The following is a 16,455-nucleotide window of genomic DNA, read 5'->3' as shown; positions in this document are numbered from 1 at the left end:
TATGATTTATGAAATATACCACGAAACAACATTTGAATACGGTGCTATTGTTACATTTAGTCATAATATAGCTAGGTTAAAACCAAAAACTTGTTTAACTCAAACATTAATAGAATATAAGTTAAGTATTTCTCCTACGCCTTATGAAACTAGTGAATTTGTTGATTATTTTGAAAATACAAACAATTTTATGTTAATAAGAGAATCACATAAATCATTAACTGTTACTGCTATTTCAAAAGTCGAAAGATTGAATATTACTATTGATGAAGAAATTAGAAAACTCAAAGAAGTAAAAATTACTTTTAAAGAAGCAAAAGATAGACTAGCTAAATTTAATAGTGAAGATGTATTTGCAAAACAATACCTATTTGAAACAGAATCAATTCCAACGGCTCCTGATGATATAAAAGCTTATGTATTAGAATCCTTTAATGATAACAAAAATTTATTTGAATCTATTAATGAATTTATGGGAAGAATTTTTAATGATTTTAAATTTGTATCTGGATTTAGTGATGTGACAACTCCTATTGAAACTATATTTAAAGAAAGAAAAGGGGTATGTCAAGATTTTGCTCAATTTGCTATTTCAGCACTCAGAAGTATTGGAATACCTACAAGATATGTAAGTGGTTATTTAGAAACTTTACCACCTGAAGGTAAAGAAAAACTTTTTGGAGCAGACGCTTCTCATGCATGGTTTTCAGTATATATCCCAGGATTTGGATGGGCTGATTTTGATCCTACAAATAATAAAATACCAAATGAAGAATATATTATACTCGGATATGGAAGAGATTATTTAGATATTGCACCATTAAAAGGTGTAGTTCAAAGTAGTGGCAATAGTATCTTGGGTGTTAAAGTAAATGTACAAAGACTAGAAGAAAAAAATATTAATGAAAGTCAACAGAATCAAGCTCAGCAAATTCAATTTCAGAGTCAAACTAACCAATTTTAGCGACTCTGAAAGCAACAGCATTTTCATAAATTAAAGAACTACTATAAACACAAGTAATCATTCCATTACAAGGTGAATGAAATTCATGTATCACATTTCCTTCTAGTGAATGAACAACTTCTCCTATAATCTGATCTTTTGTTACATAATTTCCTGGTAGTTCTTTTGCAATAAAAATACCACTTTTAAATGCTTTTATTACTTCTATTGTATCTCTATTTATAACAGTTGATTCATAACCATTAAAAATATGATAATCAATAATTCCACTCTTATCCATAAATCTCGTCATTGCTTGATTTATCTGACTAGCAACTCTTTTATCTATTTGAGTATCATTTGAACACATAATTGAAACTGCTTTTGTTCCCCAAAGCTGCCAATTGTATTGCAGAGTTACCGTATCAATTGATTTCATTTTTTTATGATGAAGAATTTTAAATCCAAATTTCTTTGCAGCTTTTAAATCTTCATACCCACTTTTATATAATTTTATATAAGGTAAACAAGTTGCAGGATCAGATCGTTTTTCTAGAATAATTCCATATGTATATCCACTAATTGCATCAAATACTTTTTTTGCAATTCTTTGTGTTGTTTCACCTAATTCATATCCAGGGAACATCATATTTAAATCAGTATTATCTAAAGGCCAAAATCTTTTACCAATATTTAAAGCATAATGATTAATAGATGGAATAATTAATACATTCCCTTTAATCTTCTCTTTTTCTATTTTATTTATAAAAAAATCTACCATAGTTGAAGCACAGTATAAAGGCAAGATTGTATCTCCACCCATTGCACCAATTATTGCAATACTAGGAGCTTTAGGATCACTTCCTTCAAATAAATATCCTTCAATTACTAATGGAGCTCTACTTAAAGATTCAATTCTTAAAATTTCAATTTTTTTCATCATTTTCTCCAAAAATTCTTGCAAGAAGTGAGCCTTCGTAAACAACGGGATATTCTCTTAAAGTAAATAGTATACCATCAGCAGGTGAAATTAGTTCACAATGAATTGTTCCAGTTAAAGGATCAACTATATCGCCAATTTTATCACCTTTTTTAATAATTGCACAGTGATCAAGAGCAGGTACAAATAAGCCACTTTTGGGAGCATTTAAATAAAACACTTCACCTACTTCTGAATTAAATGCTTCTCTTGTAATAAAATCATCTTTACACTCAATAATGCCCTCTTTTTTCATGAGATTCAAGATACCAATTAAAAGTTGATGACCATACTCTTTTGTAAGCCTCATACCTACACCCATTTCAACAACTAATGTTTTGGTACCCATTGAATTAAGAGTATGGGAGAAAGTGGATTCTAATACGGTTACAGCATCATGAATCCATATAAAATCACAATTAAGCATTTTAGCAAGAGGTAAAGTACTCTTAGAGTATTCTTTATTTATTCTAATCTGAGGAATTTCTCTCAAAAAAATATTACTTGAATGGATATCAATAGCAATATTACTTCCTTTAACATCCTGTGCAAGTGCATAAACAACTTGTCCAGGTAAAAATTCATTTGGACTACCTGGGAAAGCTCTATTTAAATCAACTTCATACATAGGAAAACCACGAGTAATAGTATCAACCCCTAAAGAGTTAACAGCTGGATATATATCTACTATACCTTTTAATTTTTGACTATTTTTATTTAACCAATCAGCTAATAAATATATCACTAATTGACCTTCTAGTTCATCCCCATGAATTCCACTTACTATTGAAATTCTCTTTTGTTTTTTTGAATTTACTATAGATGGTTCAAACCTAGTTCTTCTTATAGAAAGTTTTTCACCTACAGGTAAATCTGAACTAAAAATTTCAGTTGTTATCATTATTTACTCAATTATAATTTTATTTATCTTACTATTAATAGAATCTAATATCACCTCATAAGAATCATTCTCATCATGTGGTTTAAATACTGCATTTGGAGCTAAGACTTTCACCATTTTATCTATTTCATCCATAACAACTAATGAGAACTCTTTATTTTTTTCTAATCTTAGGTGAAAATCATCTTTTTCAACTAATTTTCCTAATCTAATAAAATAATCACTTGTGTTTCTTTTTTCTTTTCTTGCAAGCTCACCCCATATTTCACTAATTAAAGATAATATTGTATCAATAAATCTACAATCAACTTGGAAATGAGTACTTCCTTGTTTTACAAAATCTGATAATTCAATTACAGTACCAAATGCTGCAGTATTCATATCTGCTCTGCAAATAATTGCATTTTCTCTTGCATATTCCATTAAAGTATTTATATTAGATGAATGATCTCCAAAAAGAGCAACATTTAAGAAATCTTTAGATGATTCATACTCAATTTCTAATTCAAATTTACCAAAAAGCTTTTTACCAGCATCTGCATCTATATCTATTATATCATCAAAAGCTGTTACTACTTCTAATAAAGTTGATTCAACTCTTTCTAAATATCTTCCAAACCAATATAAACTTTTTCCAACGTTAGCAGTTAATATTTGCTCCATTTTATTCCTCCATAACCCAAGTATCTTTAAATCCTCCACCTTGAGAAGAATTAACTAAATAATTTCCTGCCTCCATAGCGTATCTTGTCAATCCACACTTCCAAACCGTTGGTTCTTCTGCCATTACTACATAGGCTCTAAAATCTGCTTTTCTTGGTACAATTTCATTATTTAAGAAACATTTCTCATCATAAAACTCTATTAATTCTTGAGCAATAAATCTTCTTGGATTTGCTTCAATAATTGTTTTTAAATCTTCTAATTGAATTTTCGTCATAGCATGTCCAAACATTACACCATAACCACCTGCTTCTGCAACATCTTTGATAACTAATTTTTCAATATTATCAAATACATATTTTTTATCTTCTTCAAAATATGGTAAATACGTTGGTGCATTTCTTAGTATTGGCTCTTCTCCTAAATAATATTTAATCATTTTAGGAACAAAGTAGTAAATACCTTTGTCATCAGCAACCCCATTTCCAGGAGCATTCATAAGTGCAACATTTCCGGCTAAATAAGCTTCCATTATTCCTGGAACTCCAATTAAACTCTCTTCATTAAAGAATTTTGGATCTAAAAACTCATCATCTAATCTTCTGTAAATAGAACCAACTCTAATATCTCTACCATCATAGTTCTTAAAATAAACTACTTTATTTTTAACAACTAATTCATTGTTTCTAACAAGGTGAGCACCCATTTTTTTAGCTAAATATGCATGTTCATAATATGCTGAGTTGTATCTTCCTGGTGTTAATACTACATTTATTCCACCGCAATTTACATAATCCATAGATTCTCTCAATATCGATGGATATTCTTTAATTGGCTTGATTTTAAGTTGTTCAAAGAATTCAGGATAAAGTTTTCTGTAAGTATCTCTAATTGATAGCGGATAACTAGCACCACTTGGAACTCTTAAATTATCTTCTAATATAACCCAATCATTTGTTACTGTATCTTTAACTAAATCAATCCCATTAATATGTGTTCTAATTTTTTTAGAGGGTGAAAAGCTATGAAGTTCTTTTAAATAACCTTTTGCTTGATAAATAAATTCTTCGGGAATAACATTATCTTTTACAATCTTTTTTGTAGTATATAAATCTTCTAAAAAAAGGTTAAGGGCTTTAATTCTTTGTGTTAAACCTCTATCTAAAATATCAAATTCTTTACTTTCGATGATTCTTGGAATCACATCAAAAGGAAGAGACCTTTCTATAAAATTTCCATCTTTATAAAGATTGAAATTGACCGCAAACTTATCCATATATTTTTGGAATTCATCTATTTTTTGTCTATCTTGCTTTGAAAATATTTCCCAAAATATATCGTTTACATTACTCTCATTTACGTTTACCAATTTACACCTCCTGAACTAATAAATTCTAGTCTTATTATTCTAAATAATATATAAATAATTTGTCTCATTTCTTAATTATCTATATAAAAAGTATACATTTTTTGCTAAATGTATATATTTTGAGAGAAAAAACACTTTTTTATCGTTTTGCATAAAAAAAGGGAAGATAGTTTTTACTATCTTCCCTTTTTATGGTAAGTTATATTAATTATAATAAAATTATATATTAGTTATATTTTTCTTTTTTTGCAGTTCTTTTTCTAACTGTTGGGTCTAATTCTCTTTTTCTAACTCTTACAGAAATCGGAGTAACTTCAACAGCCTCATCTTCTTCAATCCACTCTAAAGCATTTTCTAAAGACATAGTTCTTGGTGGAACTAATTTAATAGCTTCATCAGCACCTGAAGATCTAACATTTGATTGTTGTTTACCTTTAGTTGGGTTAACATCTAAATCGTTATCTTTTGCGTGTTGACCAATTACCATTCCAATATATACTTTATCTTGAGGTTTAACAAACATAATACCTCTATCTTGTAAGTTGAAAATTGAATACCCAACTGCTTCTCCTGCTTCCATAGAAACCAATGCTCCATATTTTCTAGATTCAACAGTTCCTGAGTATGGTCTAAATTCTAAGAATGAGTGATTCATAACACCCTCACCTTTAGTTTCAGTTAAGAACTCAGTTCTAATACCAATTAAACCTCGAGCAGGAATTTCAAACTCTAATCTTGTATAACCAGCACCCATTGGTACCATATTTGTCATATTTGCTTTTCTTTTTCCAAGTTTTTCAATAATTCCACCTGTATGCTCATCTGGTAAGTCAATTACTAAATGCTCAAATGGCTCCATTTTAACACCATCTTCAATTTTTGTAATAACTTCAGGTCTTCCAATACAGAATTCAAAACCTTCTCTTCTCATATTTTCAGCAAGAATACAAATTTGTAATTCCCCTCTTCCGTTAACTTTAAATTTACCTTCACCAATTTGCTCATAATTCATAGCAATGTTAGTATTCATTTCAGCAGATAATCTTTCATTGATTTTATTTGAAGTAACAAACTTACCTTCCGTTCCTGCTAAAGGAGAATCATTAACTGAGAATGTAACAGATAATGTAGGCTCTTCAATGTGCATTGGATCTAGTGGCATTGGATTAGCAGGATCACATAATGAATCTCCAACATCAATTGTTTCAAAACCAGCAACGGCAACGATATCACCAGTTCCTGCTGTTTTAATATCAAATCTATCCATACCTTTAAATCCGATAAGTTTAGTAACTCTTCCTTTTACTTTTTCACCATCAGCTTTAACTAAAAGTACAGTTTCACCCATTGAAATTGTACCATTGAAGATTCTAGCGATTCCAATTTTTCCAATGAAGTTATCATAATCAAGTGTAAATACTTGTAATTGTAAACCATTTTCATCACTACCTTTTGGTTTTGGAACTTCTTTTAGAATAGTTTGGAATAATGGAGTTAAATCTTTATTTTCATCATCTAATGATAATTTTGCATAACCATCACGTGCTGCTGCATAAACAACTGGGAATTCTAATTGCTCTTCTGTAGCATCCATATTAGCAAATAAGTCAAATACTTCATCAATAACTCTATCTGGATCTCCACCTGGTTTATCAATTTTGTTAATAACAACAATTGGTCTATGTCCTAAAGATAAAGCTTTTTTAACAACGAATTTTGTTTGAGGCATAACACCTTCTTGAGCATCAACAAGTAATAAAACAGAATCAACCATTTTTAAAACCCTTTCAACTTCTCCACCAAAGTCAGCGTGTCCTGGAGTGTCGATAATGTTAATTCTTACACCTTCGTAATCAATAGCTGTATTTTTAGAAAGGATAGTAATTCCTCTTTCTTTTTCGATAGCATTGCTATCCATTACTCTTTCATCTACATTTTGGTGCGAAGAAAAAGTACCTGATTGTTTTAATAACTCATCTACTAGTGTTGTTTTACCGTGGTCAACGTGTGCGATTACGGCTATATTTCTAATGTCTCTCATTGAATCTCTTTGATTTAAATTTTCGCGATTATACTAAAACCTAACTTATATATAGATATGTACAAGAAAAACCTTGTAATTTCTCTTAAAGAAATATGAACAAAAATTAATTTAATATTAATCCCTTATTAATTAAATATAGTTATTATTCGGATATTATTAAAAAAAGGATTTTTTTGAAAAAATTTTCTCAACTTAAACTTATTTTTATAAGTGCAATATTCTTTACACTATTTTTTAATTTTTCATTTTTAAAAAATATATTAAATACTTATTCATTTGAAGGATTAAATATTGTTTACATCTGTTCAGTTGCAATATTATTAATTTCAGCTCTTATTCTTTTATTTACACTATTTAGCTCAAGATATACAACTAAACCTATTTTAATTATTACTTTAATCATATCTTCTTTTACTGCATATTTTATGGACACTTACCACGTAGTTATAGATGATGGTATGATTAGAAATTCTATGCAAACAAATCTTAGTGAATCATCTGATTTATTTTCTTTAAAATTAGTTATTTATGTATGTTTACTTGGATTATTACCATCTTATATTGTATATAAGATGAAAATAGATTATAAACCTTTAAAAAAAGAACTTTTTTCTAAATTAAAAACAATTTTTTTATCTCTAATAGTTATTTTAATAATTATATTTTCATTTAGTAAATTTTATACCTCTTTTTTCAGAGAACATAAACCTCTTAGGTATCATGTAAACCCTATTTATTGGATTTATAGTATTGGGAAATACATGATTGCTAGTAATAGTGGCCCTATAATTGTAAAAACTGTAGGAGAAGATGCAAAAATCCAAAAAGAGGCTAGTGATAATGAAGTTGAAAAAACTGAATTAATTATTATGGTAGTAGGTGAAGCAGCACGAGCAAATAGATTCTCTTTAAATGGTTATGAAAAAGAGACAAATCCACTTCTAAAAAAAGAAGAAATTATTAACTTTCCAAATATGTATTCATGTGGTACATCAACTGCTGAATCTGTTCCTTGTATGTTTTCTATATTTGATAAAGCTGATTATGACTATAAAAAAGGAATATCAACTGAAAATGTTCTTGATGTATTAACACATACAAAGTATGTAAATGTTTTATGGAGAGACAATAATTCAGATTCAAAAGGTAATGCATTAAGAGTTGATTTTGAAGATTTTAGAACATCTAAATCAAACACAATATGTGAAGAGGATGGTGAGTGTAGAGATGAGGGAATGTTAGTAGGACTTGATGAATATATCAAAAAGCATAAGGGTGAAGATATTTTAATAGTTCTTCATCAAATGGGAAATCATGGACCTGCTTATTATAAAAGATATCCAAAAGAGTTTGAAAAATTTACACCTATATGTAAAACAAATCAACTAGAACAATGCACGCAAGAAGAAGTTAGTAATGCTTATGATAATGCCATTTTATATACAGATTATTTTTTATCAAAAGTTATTAATTTTCTAAAACCCTATTCAAATGATTATGAAACAGCAATGCTTTATATGAGTGATCATGGAGAAAGCTTAGGTGAAAATGGAATTTATTTACATGGACTTCCATATTTTATGGCGCCTGATGAACAAAAACATATTGGTGCACTTTTATGGGTTGGAGGAGAAATGAAAGAGGATATTGATCTTGCAAAGCTATCAACATATAAAGATAAAGAGTTTTCACAAGATAATTTATTTCACACTCTTCTAGGATTATTTGAAGTAGAAACAAAAGTTTATAAAAAAGAAATGGATATATTATTTGATGCAAGAAAACCTGAATAAACAAATAACAATCACAACTATTTTATTAGTAACTGTGATTGCCTTTTTTCAATTTAGCAATTTAGATATATTTGTACAAAACTTTTTTTACAATTTTGAATCAAAAGTATGGCTAATAGATAAAGATGAACCTATCTTAAAATTCTTTCTTTATGATGGAATGAAGGTTTTTCTTATTTTAATTGCTGTTGCAATTTTATTTTCTTTAGTTTTTTTAAGAAAAAAGAAACTAATTCAAGAGTATAAAAAAGGTTTAATTATAGTTTTATTGTCAGCTATTTTTATTCCTTTAATGATTGGTTCACTAAAAGCTATTTCAAATACTCCTTGTCCTTGTAATATTGTTAATTTCAATGGAGTTTATCCAGATATAAAAGTTTTTGATTCATATCCAAAAGATTTTGTTCAACCTTCAAAAGCAAAATGTTGGCCAGCAGGTCATGCAAGTGGTGGTTTTGCATTAATGGCACTATTTTTTTTATTTAAAACTCCCATAAATCAGAAAAAAGCATTAATAGGTGCTTTAATTGTAGGCTGGAGTATGGGTACTTATAAAATGCTTTTAGGAGATCATTTTTTAAGTCATACAATTATTACCATGATTATGGCTTGGCTTATTATATTAATGATAGTAAAATTCACACAAATTAAACAAAGGCAAGGAACTTGAGAAATCAACCAAAATATAATTTTTTTAAAAACACCTCTTATGCATTAAAAGGTTTAAAAGATTTGATAAAAACTGAATCATCTTTTAAAATAGAGTTAATTATTACTATTATTTTACTCCCAATAATTGTCTTTATTGATGCAAGCCTTACAAATAAAGCTTTGATGTTTATAACTTTGATGGGAATGCTATTAGCAGAGGCTACAAATAGTGCAATTGAAAGAGTTGTGGATTTAGTAACACTAGAACACCATCATATGGCAGGACGTGCAAAAGATATGGGTAGTGCAATAGTATTTTTAAGTATTTTTATATTTGTAATTACTTGGGCTATTGTTTTAATAGATATCTATAACTAATAAATTTTGTTACCCAATTGTAAATAAATATCTTTTGTAATTATCTTGTAATCTTTTCCTTTTAAGATAGCGCAAACAAAAAAAGGAAAAAATTATGAAAGATTTACTTACAAAAAATCATCCAATGTCGCCAAATGGTCAAGACTCAATCTCTAAAAATACTTCACATAATTTATCATTAGAAGAACTCATAGAAACAAGAGTTTCAAGAAGAACTGTAATTAAAGGAAGTTTAGCCATGGTTGCAGGAAGTTTCCTAGGATTGAACTTAAGTGGTTGTGGAAGCAACAGCAATAATAGCAATGCATTATCTCCTGTGACAGCTGCTGCATTATTAGATTTTGATGCTGTTGCAAAAAATATAGATGATATGGTAACAGTTCCAAATGGATATTCAGTACAAATTTTGTATAAATTAGGTGATCCTATTAATTCTTTTACTTCTGAGTATGCAAATGATGGAAGTGATAGTGATTTTAATTATAGAGCAGGAGATCACCATGATGGTATGTTCTATTTTGGTATGAATACAGCTGGAACTGCAAAAGATTTAACAAACTCTAGTAGGGGCTTATTATGTATGAATCATGAAAATATGACACAAATTTTTATGCATACATTAGCTCAAAATGCAGCCTATGACAAAACTTCAAGAGTTTCATCTGAAATTGATAAAGAAGTTTCAGCACATGGTGTTTCTATTATCGAAATCCAAAAAGGAAGTTCAGAATTTTCAATAAACAAAAATTCAATTTTCAACAAAAGAATTACAGCCCAAACACAAATGAATATTTATGGACCTGTAAAAAATCATGATTTAGTTAAAACAAAATATTCAACAACAGGAACAAAAACTAGAGGAACATTAAATAACTGTGCAAGTGGTTTGACTCCTTGGGGAACATATCTTACATGTGAAGAGAATTGGGCTGGGTATTTTAAAAGACCTGCAAGTAGTACATTAAGCGATACAAAAGCACAAGCTACACAAAATAGATATATGGGTTCAAGCGCAAGTGATGGTTCTTATGGTTGGGCTAACTCTACAACTAGTGATGATATTTATGATAGATGGAATATTACTCCAAATGGTGATACTAGCACAGATGATTATAGAAATGTTGCTAATACCTTTGGTTGGGTTGTAGAAATCGATCCATTTAATCCAACTTCAACTCCTAGAAAAAGAACAGCTCTTGGAAGAATGGGACATGAAGGTGCAATGCCTGGAATCATAACAAGTGGTAAGCCTTTAGTTTATTATATGGGTGATGATTCAAGGGGTGAATATATCTATAAATATGTATCAACTTTAAATTGGGATGAAACTGATTTAAATGGTGGATTAAATGCGGGAGATAAATATTTAGATGATGGAAAACTTTATGTTGCAAAATTTAATGATGATGGTTCAGGACAATGGTTAGAACTATCAATGAATAATGCAGATATTACTTCTTATTCATCTTATAGTTTTGCTGACTTAGGGGATATTTTAGTAAATACAAGACATGCTGCTGATGCAGTTAAAGCAACTCCTATGGATAGACCTGAATGGACAGGAGTTCATCCAAATACAGGTGATGTTTATATTACTTTAACAAATAACACAGATAGAGGAAAAGCAAGTGGTGCTAGTTCTGAACTTGATTCAGCAAATCCTAGATATTATACTGATGATAAAGATGGTAAAACTTCTAAGGGAAATGTAAATGGACATGTGATTAGAATGCAAGAAGTAGGAAATGATTCAAGTGCAACTGCATTTAACTGGGATATTTATCTATTTGGTGCTCAAGCTGATGCAGATGAAAATGTTAATATCTCAAAATTAACAGATGATAATGATTTTTCAAGTCCAGATGGTTTATATTTTAGTCAAGCATCAAAAGGTTTAATGTGGCTTCAAACTGATGATGGATATTACACTGATAAGACAAATTGTATGATGTTAGCAGCGCTTCCAGGAGCATATAACGATGGTAAATCTACTCAAATCATAAATAAATCTGTACCAAGTAATGCAAATGCAGATGAAACAATCACAACTTATGTGGGAGCTGAAGCTTCAACAACAAAACTAAAAAGATTTTTAGTGGGACCAAAAGGTTGTGAGATTACAGGAATTACTGAAACACCAGATGGAAAAGCTATATTTGTAAATATTCAACATCCAGGTGAAAATACAAGTGATTTAAATAATTCAGCTAATTTCGAGAGTCATTGGCCTGATAATGGAACTTCAAGACCAAGATCAGCTACTATTGTTATTACAAAAAATGATGGTGGAATTGTTGGTTCATAAAAAAGAAGAGTTCAATCTCTTCTTTTTTATTTCATATTTTGTAAAGAAATTGTCAAGAAAACTCACCCTTAAAATTTAAACTATTTATTTATACTTTTGTTATATAAAAACAGAGGTATAAAAAATGAAAATTCTACTAATTCCAGCCCTACTTTTAAACTTATCATTTGCTGCAGTGATTGATGATTATCTTGGTTCTTTAAAACAAGAAGTTATAAAAGAAAATCCAAACTTTCAAGGCTTTGATGCAAAACGTGGTGAAGAGATTTTTACATCTAAACATATTGGCAAAAAAGGTAAAGAGATTTCTTGTACTACTTGTCATACTTCAAATCTAAGTAATAGTGGTGAAAACACTTTCACAGGTAAAACCATAGAGCCACTTTCACCAAAAGCAAATTCAAAAAGATTTACAGATATAAAAGAAATTGAGAAATGGATGAAAAGAAACTTCAATGATGTTTATAATCGTGAAGGAACAGCTTTAGAAAAAGGTGATGTAACAACATACATCGTAAATCAATAAAGGATAATTTATGAGATATCTAATTTTTTTAACAATAATTTTAAACTCTTTATTTGCAGATTCTTACTCATCAGGTAAAACAGATGTAGCTCCTGTAAATAATCAACTTTATATAAAAGAGTGTGGTTCTTGTCATTTCCCATATCAACCTGGACTTCTTCCTAGTAATTCATGGAATAAAATCATGGCAAATTTAGATAAACACTTTGGGGTTGATGCATCATTATCTTCAGAAGACTTTCAAACATTATCAAAATATCTAAATGACAATAGTGCTGAAAAAAATCTTAATTACAAAAGATCTAATAAAATAGTTTCAAGTATTGGAAATGGTCAAATTCCTGATTCTATTTCTACAACACCATATATGGTTAAAAAACATAGAGAAATAAGAAAAGATTTAATAACTCAGCCTGAAGTAAAAGGTTTATTCAACTGTGTTGCTTGTCATACAACAGCAGATAAAGGTATTTACGCAGAAAGAGATATAAAAATTCCAAACTTTGGTCGATGGGAAGATTAAAAGGATAAATCATGCAAAAATCATATATTTGGTCATTACCAACTAGAGTTTTTCACGCTCTTTTTGTACTGTTTGTTCTATTGGCATTTTTAAGTGCAGATGAGGATAGATGGTTAAACTACCATGCAATTATTGGATATGGGGTTTTAATACTTCTTGTATTTAGAGCATTTTGGGGAATAATTGGACCTAAATACTCTTTATTTAAAGATTTTCCAATAGGAAAACAAAAAGTAAAAGAGTTTTTGAACAATGTATTTGAAGATCATCAAAAATATATAGGTCATAATCCTTTGGCTTCTTATGTGATGATTGCCATGTTAATAGTGGCATTTTTAGCTGTAATTACAGGTATTTTAGCCTTTGGTATTCAAGAGGGAAAAGGTATTTTATCTTCGTGGAATTCTCCTTTTTTTAAAAAGATGGAGATATTCAAAGGAATTCATGAAATCTTTTCAACACTATTTATAGTTTTAATTGTGGCTCATGTAAGTGGTGTTTTAAGTGATAGATTACTTCATAAAAAACACGAAACGCTAAACTCTATAATTACAGGTTATAAAGTAACAAATGAAAATGAAAGTATAAAACTAAATATTTTTCAAAAAATATTTGCTTTTTTTATGTTTATAATATTTATAGGATTCTTAGCTTTTAATATCTATCAACCAAACAATATTTTAGTCTCATCTATTTATAAAACAGTAGATTATCAAACACAAAACGAAGTTTTTGTAAACGAGTGTGCATCGTGTCATACTCTTTATCCCACCCAATCTTTTGCCTAAAAAATCATGGGAAATAATGATGAGTGATTTAAAAAATCACTTTGGGGATGATGCTTCAATTGATGAAGAGTCAAATAAAAACATATTGGCCTATTTAGTAAAAAACAGTGCTGAAAATTCAAGCATGGAATCAAGTTGGAATTTCTTGAATTCAATAGGTGATAAAGATATAATAGCCATGAGTGATACAATATTTTGGAAAGAAACCCATAAAGATATTCCAAAAGAGTTATATAATCACAAAAATATAAAAAATAAAGCAAATTGTAAAGCTTGTCATAGTGATATTGAAAAAGGATTAATTGAAGATGAAAATATTAAAAATCTTTCTGCTTTTAGGTAGTTTATTTCTATTTGTAAATGCAGATGACGATGATGGTCACCATAAATATAAACACTCATATAAGAACCTTGATTATTTAGAATTGAATAATGAACAAACCGCAAAAATAAAAGAGATTTTGATTGAGTTTAAAGAGCAATATAAAGAGTTCTATGAGTTTAAAGAAAAGCAAGAAGATAGATTAAAAGATATTTTAAAAGATGATACTTTAAATGAAAAAGAGTATTTAACTATTTTAAATGAAATCAAATCAAAAGCATCACTTTTAGAAGTAGAAAAAATGAGGAATATTCATAATATTTTAAATGAAAAACAAAGAAAAAAATTCTCAAAATATTTCAAGGAGTGGGAAGTTGAATAGAAATATTCTATTAATTGAAGATGACTTACAAATGCAAGAGTTTATAATAGAGTATCTAAAAGATTATAACTTTGATTGTACTGCATTTACCCATCCAAAAGATGCCTTAGAGAGCTTCAAAAATTCTAATGATTATGAAATCATCATTCTTGATTTAATGCTTCCTGATATGGATGGTTTTGATCTATTTAAAAAACTAAAACAAATCAAAAATATTCCTATTATTATCTCTTCTGCACGTGGTGATATAGGAAATAAAATCCATGGATTTGAACTAGGAGCTGATGATTATCTTGCAAAACCCTATGAACCAAGAGAATTAGTGTTAAGAATAGAGCATATTTTAAAAAAGAATATTTCAAATAAAATCAAAATTTGTAATTTTGAAATAGACAAAGATAATAGAACTGTAGTTTTAGATGATTTTCCAATAGAGTTTACAAAAATTGAGTTTGAGATTTTCATGTTTTTAATAAATAATCTAAATAAAATCTCATCAAGAGAGCAGATATTAAATGCTACATCATTAGATGAAAATACAAAAAATAGAAACATTGATATGCACATTTCAAATATTAGGCATAAAATTGGTGATGATTCAAAAAATCCAATATATATAAAATCTGTTTGGGGTATTGGTTATAAATTTGTAGGATGAGATATGTCAATTTTAAAAAAAATATCAATTTTATTTCTTATTAGTTTAACTCTTATGAGTATAATTGGCTTTTGGATTGATGAGATAAATTCAAAAAGAGTTGATAACCTAGTAAAAGAAAAATATATAAAAATTGCAAATGAGCTTTTTGAAAATATAGAAAACAAAAATCAACTAACAAACTTATTTAATAAATATGAATTAAAAGCTATAAACCCAGAAAACAAAGACAAAGAGCTAGAAATTTTGCATAATAATAGTTTTACCTTTGGATATATAAAAATTCTAAAAAAATCTTTTGATGATGAGTTTATAATAAAAATCAAATATTTAGATGAAGAATATATTTTAAGAACTGCCGATGAAGAGAATATTACAGATAAAATCATATTAAATATTTTAGTTTTTGTAGATATCTTTGTTTTGATTTTGATTTTTATGTATATATTAAAACTGCTTTCTCCTTTGAAAATAATCACAAAACAAATCACAAGCTTTGCAAATGGTGATTTATCAAGCCGAATAAATATTAAATCAAATGATGAAATAGGAGTTTTATCAAACTCTTTTAATAAAATGGCTTCAAATTTAGAAAACCTAATCAAAACAAGAGAAGAGCTTTTAAGAGATATAGGACATGAACTTCGAACTCCAATTGCAAAGGGTAAATTTGCCATTGAAAAAATAGATGATTTTTCACAAAAAGAGTTATTAAAAAAAATTTTCAAAGATTTAGAAGTTTTAACAAACGAATTAATAGAGCTTGAAAAACTAAACTCTACAAAACTAAATATTACTGTATTTAGTGCTGAAACTTTAATCATAGAATCTTTGGGAAAACTATATTTAGATGATGAATCAAAAATAGAAATAAATATAAATGAAGATTTTAAAATAAATGCTGACTTATATTATCTTTCAATTGTTTTAAAAAACCTAATTGACAATGCCTTAAAATACGCCACTTCATACCCAATACAAATAGATGTAAAATTAAATACAATTTCAGTGTCAAACAAAGGAAAAGAGTTATCAAAACAGCTTGAACACTATCTAAAACCATTTACACAAGAACTTTCCCAAAGAGATGGATTTGGTTTGGGTTTAAGTATTGTAAAAAAGATTATTGATAAACACGATTTTAGATTGGAATATTCTTATGAAAATGAGAGTAATATCTTTAAGATTTGTCTATTAAATATTCAATAAAATCATTTTAGTAAATTTTAT

The 16,455-nt window shown here is 28.3% G+C and carries 17 protein-coding genes; 12 read left to right on the top strand and 5 right to left on the bottom strand.

Annotated features, from left to right (window positions below; translation table 11 throughout):
• Window position 1 precedes the first annotated feature (1 nt).
• The gene (locus ABVS04_RS07130; protein WP_368029984.1) at window positions 2-964 is read left to right on the top strand and encodes a transglutaminase N-terminal domain-containing protein; all 963 of its coding nucleotides are present in this window, start codon (window positions 2-4) and stop codon (window positions 962-964) included.
• Here the strand turns inward: ABVS04_RS07130 and ABVS04_RS07125 are convergent.
• The 5 genes from ABVS04_RS07125 to typA form a co-directional block, all read right to left on the bottom strand.
• Window positions 951-1,883, bottom strand: coding sequence for a M14 family metallopeptidase (locus tag ABVS04_RS07125; protein WP_368029983.1), 933 nt, complete (start codon window positions 1,881-1,883; stop codon window positions 951-953). The two genes, ABVS04_RS07130 and ABVS04_RS07125, sit on opposite strands and share 14 nt — an antisense overlap.
• Window positions 1,870-2,823 carry a M14 family metallopeptidase gene (locus ABVS04_RS07120; protein WP_368029982.1) on the bottom strand — a complete coding sequence of 318 codons (954 nt, stop codon included), beginning with the start codon at window positions 2,821-2,823 and terminating at the stop codon, window positions 1,870-1,872. The genes ABVS04_RS07125 and ABVS04_RS07120 overlap by 14 nt, the downstream gene beginning before the upstream one ends.
• A gap of 3 nt (window positions 2,824-2,826) precedes the next feature.
• The gene (locus tag ABVS04_RS07115) at window positions 2,827-3,486 is read right to left on the bottom strand and encodes an alpha-E domain-containing protein (protein ID WP_368029981.1); all 660 of its coding nucleotides are present in this window, start codon (window positions 3,484-3,486) and stop codon (window positions 2,827-2,829) included.
• A gap of 1 nt (window position 3,487) precedes the next feature.
• Entirely contained in the window at window positions 3,488-4,855 is a 1,368-nt protein-coding gene (locus tag ABVS04_RS07110; protein WP_368029980.1) for a circularly permuted type 2 ATP-grasp protein, read from the bottom strand.
• A gap of 226 nt (window positions 4,856-5,081) precedes the next feature.
• Window positions 5,082-6,896: a translational GTPase TypA gene (gene typA, locus ABVS04_RS07105; protein ID WP_368029979.1), complete on the bottom strand. Its 1,815-nt coding sequence runs from the start codon at window positions 6,894-6,896 to the stop codon at window positions 5,082-5,084.
• Between the two features lie 176 nt (window positions 6,897-7,072).
• On the opposite strand from typA, the gene ABVS04_RS07100 reads away from it, so the two are divergent.
• The 11 genes from ABVS04_RS07100 (at window position 7,073) to ABVS04_RS07050 (ending at window position 16,434) form a co-directional block, all read left to right on the top strand.
• Window positions 7,073-8,692 (top strand): phosphoethanolamine transferase, encoded by a 1,620-nt coding sequence (locus ABVS04_RS07100; RefSeq protein ID WP_368029978.1) that lies wholly within the window; start codon window positions 7,073-7,075, stop codon window positions 8,690-8,692.
• Window positions 8,673-9,362 (top strand): phosphatase PAP2 family protein, encoded by a 690-nt coding sequence (locus ABVS04_RS07095; RefSeq protein ID WP_368029977.1) that lies wholly within the window; start codon window positions 8,673-8,675, stop codon window positions 9,360-9,362. Before ABVS04_RS07100 ends, ABVS04_RS07095 begins: the two co-directional genes overlap by 20 nt.
• Window positions 9,359-9,721, top strand: a complete 363-nt coding sequence (locus ABVS04_RS07090; RefSeq protein ID WP_368029976.1) for a diacylglycerol kinase — start codon at window positions 9,359-9,361, stop codon at window positions 9,719-9,721. Before ABVS04_RS07095 ends, ABVS04_RS07090 begins: the two co-directional genes overlap by 4 nt.
• A gap of 94 nt (window positions 9,722-9,815) precedes the next feature.
• Window positions 9,816-12,026, top strand: coding sequence for a PhoX family phosphatase (locus tag ABVS04_RS07085; protein WP_368029975.1), 2,211 nt, complete (start codon window positions 9,816-9,818; stop codon window positions 12,024-12,026).
• A 124-nt stretch (window positions 12,027-12,150) separates the two neighbouring features.
• A complete protein-coding gene (locus tag ABVS04_RS07080) occupies window positions 12,151-12,552 on the top strand; it encodes a DUF1924 domain-containing protein (protein ID WP_368029974.1) in 402 nt (133 codons plus the stop codon).
• 10 nt (window positions 12,553-12,562) lie between these two features.
• Window positions 12,563-13,075 (top strand): diheme cytochrome c, encoded by a 513-nt coding sequence (locus ABVS04_RS07075; protein WP_368029973.1) that lies wholly within the window; start codon window positions 12,563-12,565, stop codon window positions 13,073-13,075.
• Window positions 13,076-13,086: 11 nt separating this feature from the next.
• Window positions 13,087-13,863 (top strand): cytochrome b/b6 domain-containing protein, encoded by a 777-nt coding sequence (locus ABVS04_RS07070; RefSeq protein ID WP_368029972.1) that lies wholly within the window; start codon window positions 13,087-13,089, stop codon window positions 13,861-13,863.
• A gap of 19 nt (window positions 13,864-13,882) precedes the next feature.
• The gene (locus tag ABVS04_RS07065) at window positions 13,883-14,206 is read left to right on the top strand and encodes a cytochrome C (protein WP_368029971.1); all 324 of its coding nucleotides are present in this window, start codon (window positions 13,883-13,885) and stop codon (window positions 14,204-14,206) included.
• Entirely contained in the window at window positions 14,172-14,567 is a 396-nt protein-coding gene (locus tag ABVS04_RS07060; RefSeq protein WP_368029970.1) for a Spy/CpxP family protein refolding chaperone, read from the top strand. The genes ABVS04_RS07065 and ABVS04_RS07060 overlap by 35 nt, the downstream gene beginning before the upstream one ends.
• Window positions 14,560-15,225, top strand: a complete 666-nt coding sequence (locus ABVS04_RS07055; protein ID WP_368029968.1) for a response regulator transcription factor — start codon at window positions 14,560-14,562, stop codon at window positions 15,223-15,225. Before ABVS04_RS07060 ends, ABVS04_RS07055 begins: the two co-directional genes overlap by 8 nt.
• Before the next feature lie 3 nt (window positions 15,226-15,228).
• The gene (locus ABVS04_RS07050; protein ID WP_368029967.1) at window positions 15,229-16,434 is read left to right on the top strand and encodes an ArsS family sensor histidine kinase; all 1,206 of its coding nucleotides are present in this window, start codon (window positions 15,229-15,231) and stop codon (window positions 16,432-16,434) included.
• The last annotated feature ends 21 nt before the right edge of the window (window positions 16,435-16,455 follow it).

Source organism: Arcobacter sp. s6 (genome assembly GCF_040884245.1).
GTDB lineage: Bacteria > Campylobacterota > Campylobacteria > Campylobacterales > Arcobacteraceae > Aliarcobacter.
The sequence above is the reverse complement of the archived record's forward strand: the minus strand, read 5'-3'. Positions and strand labels throughout refer to the sequence as shown.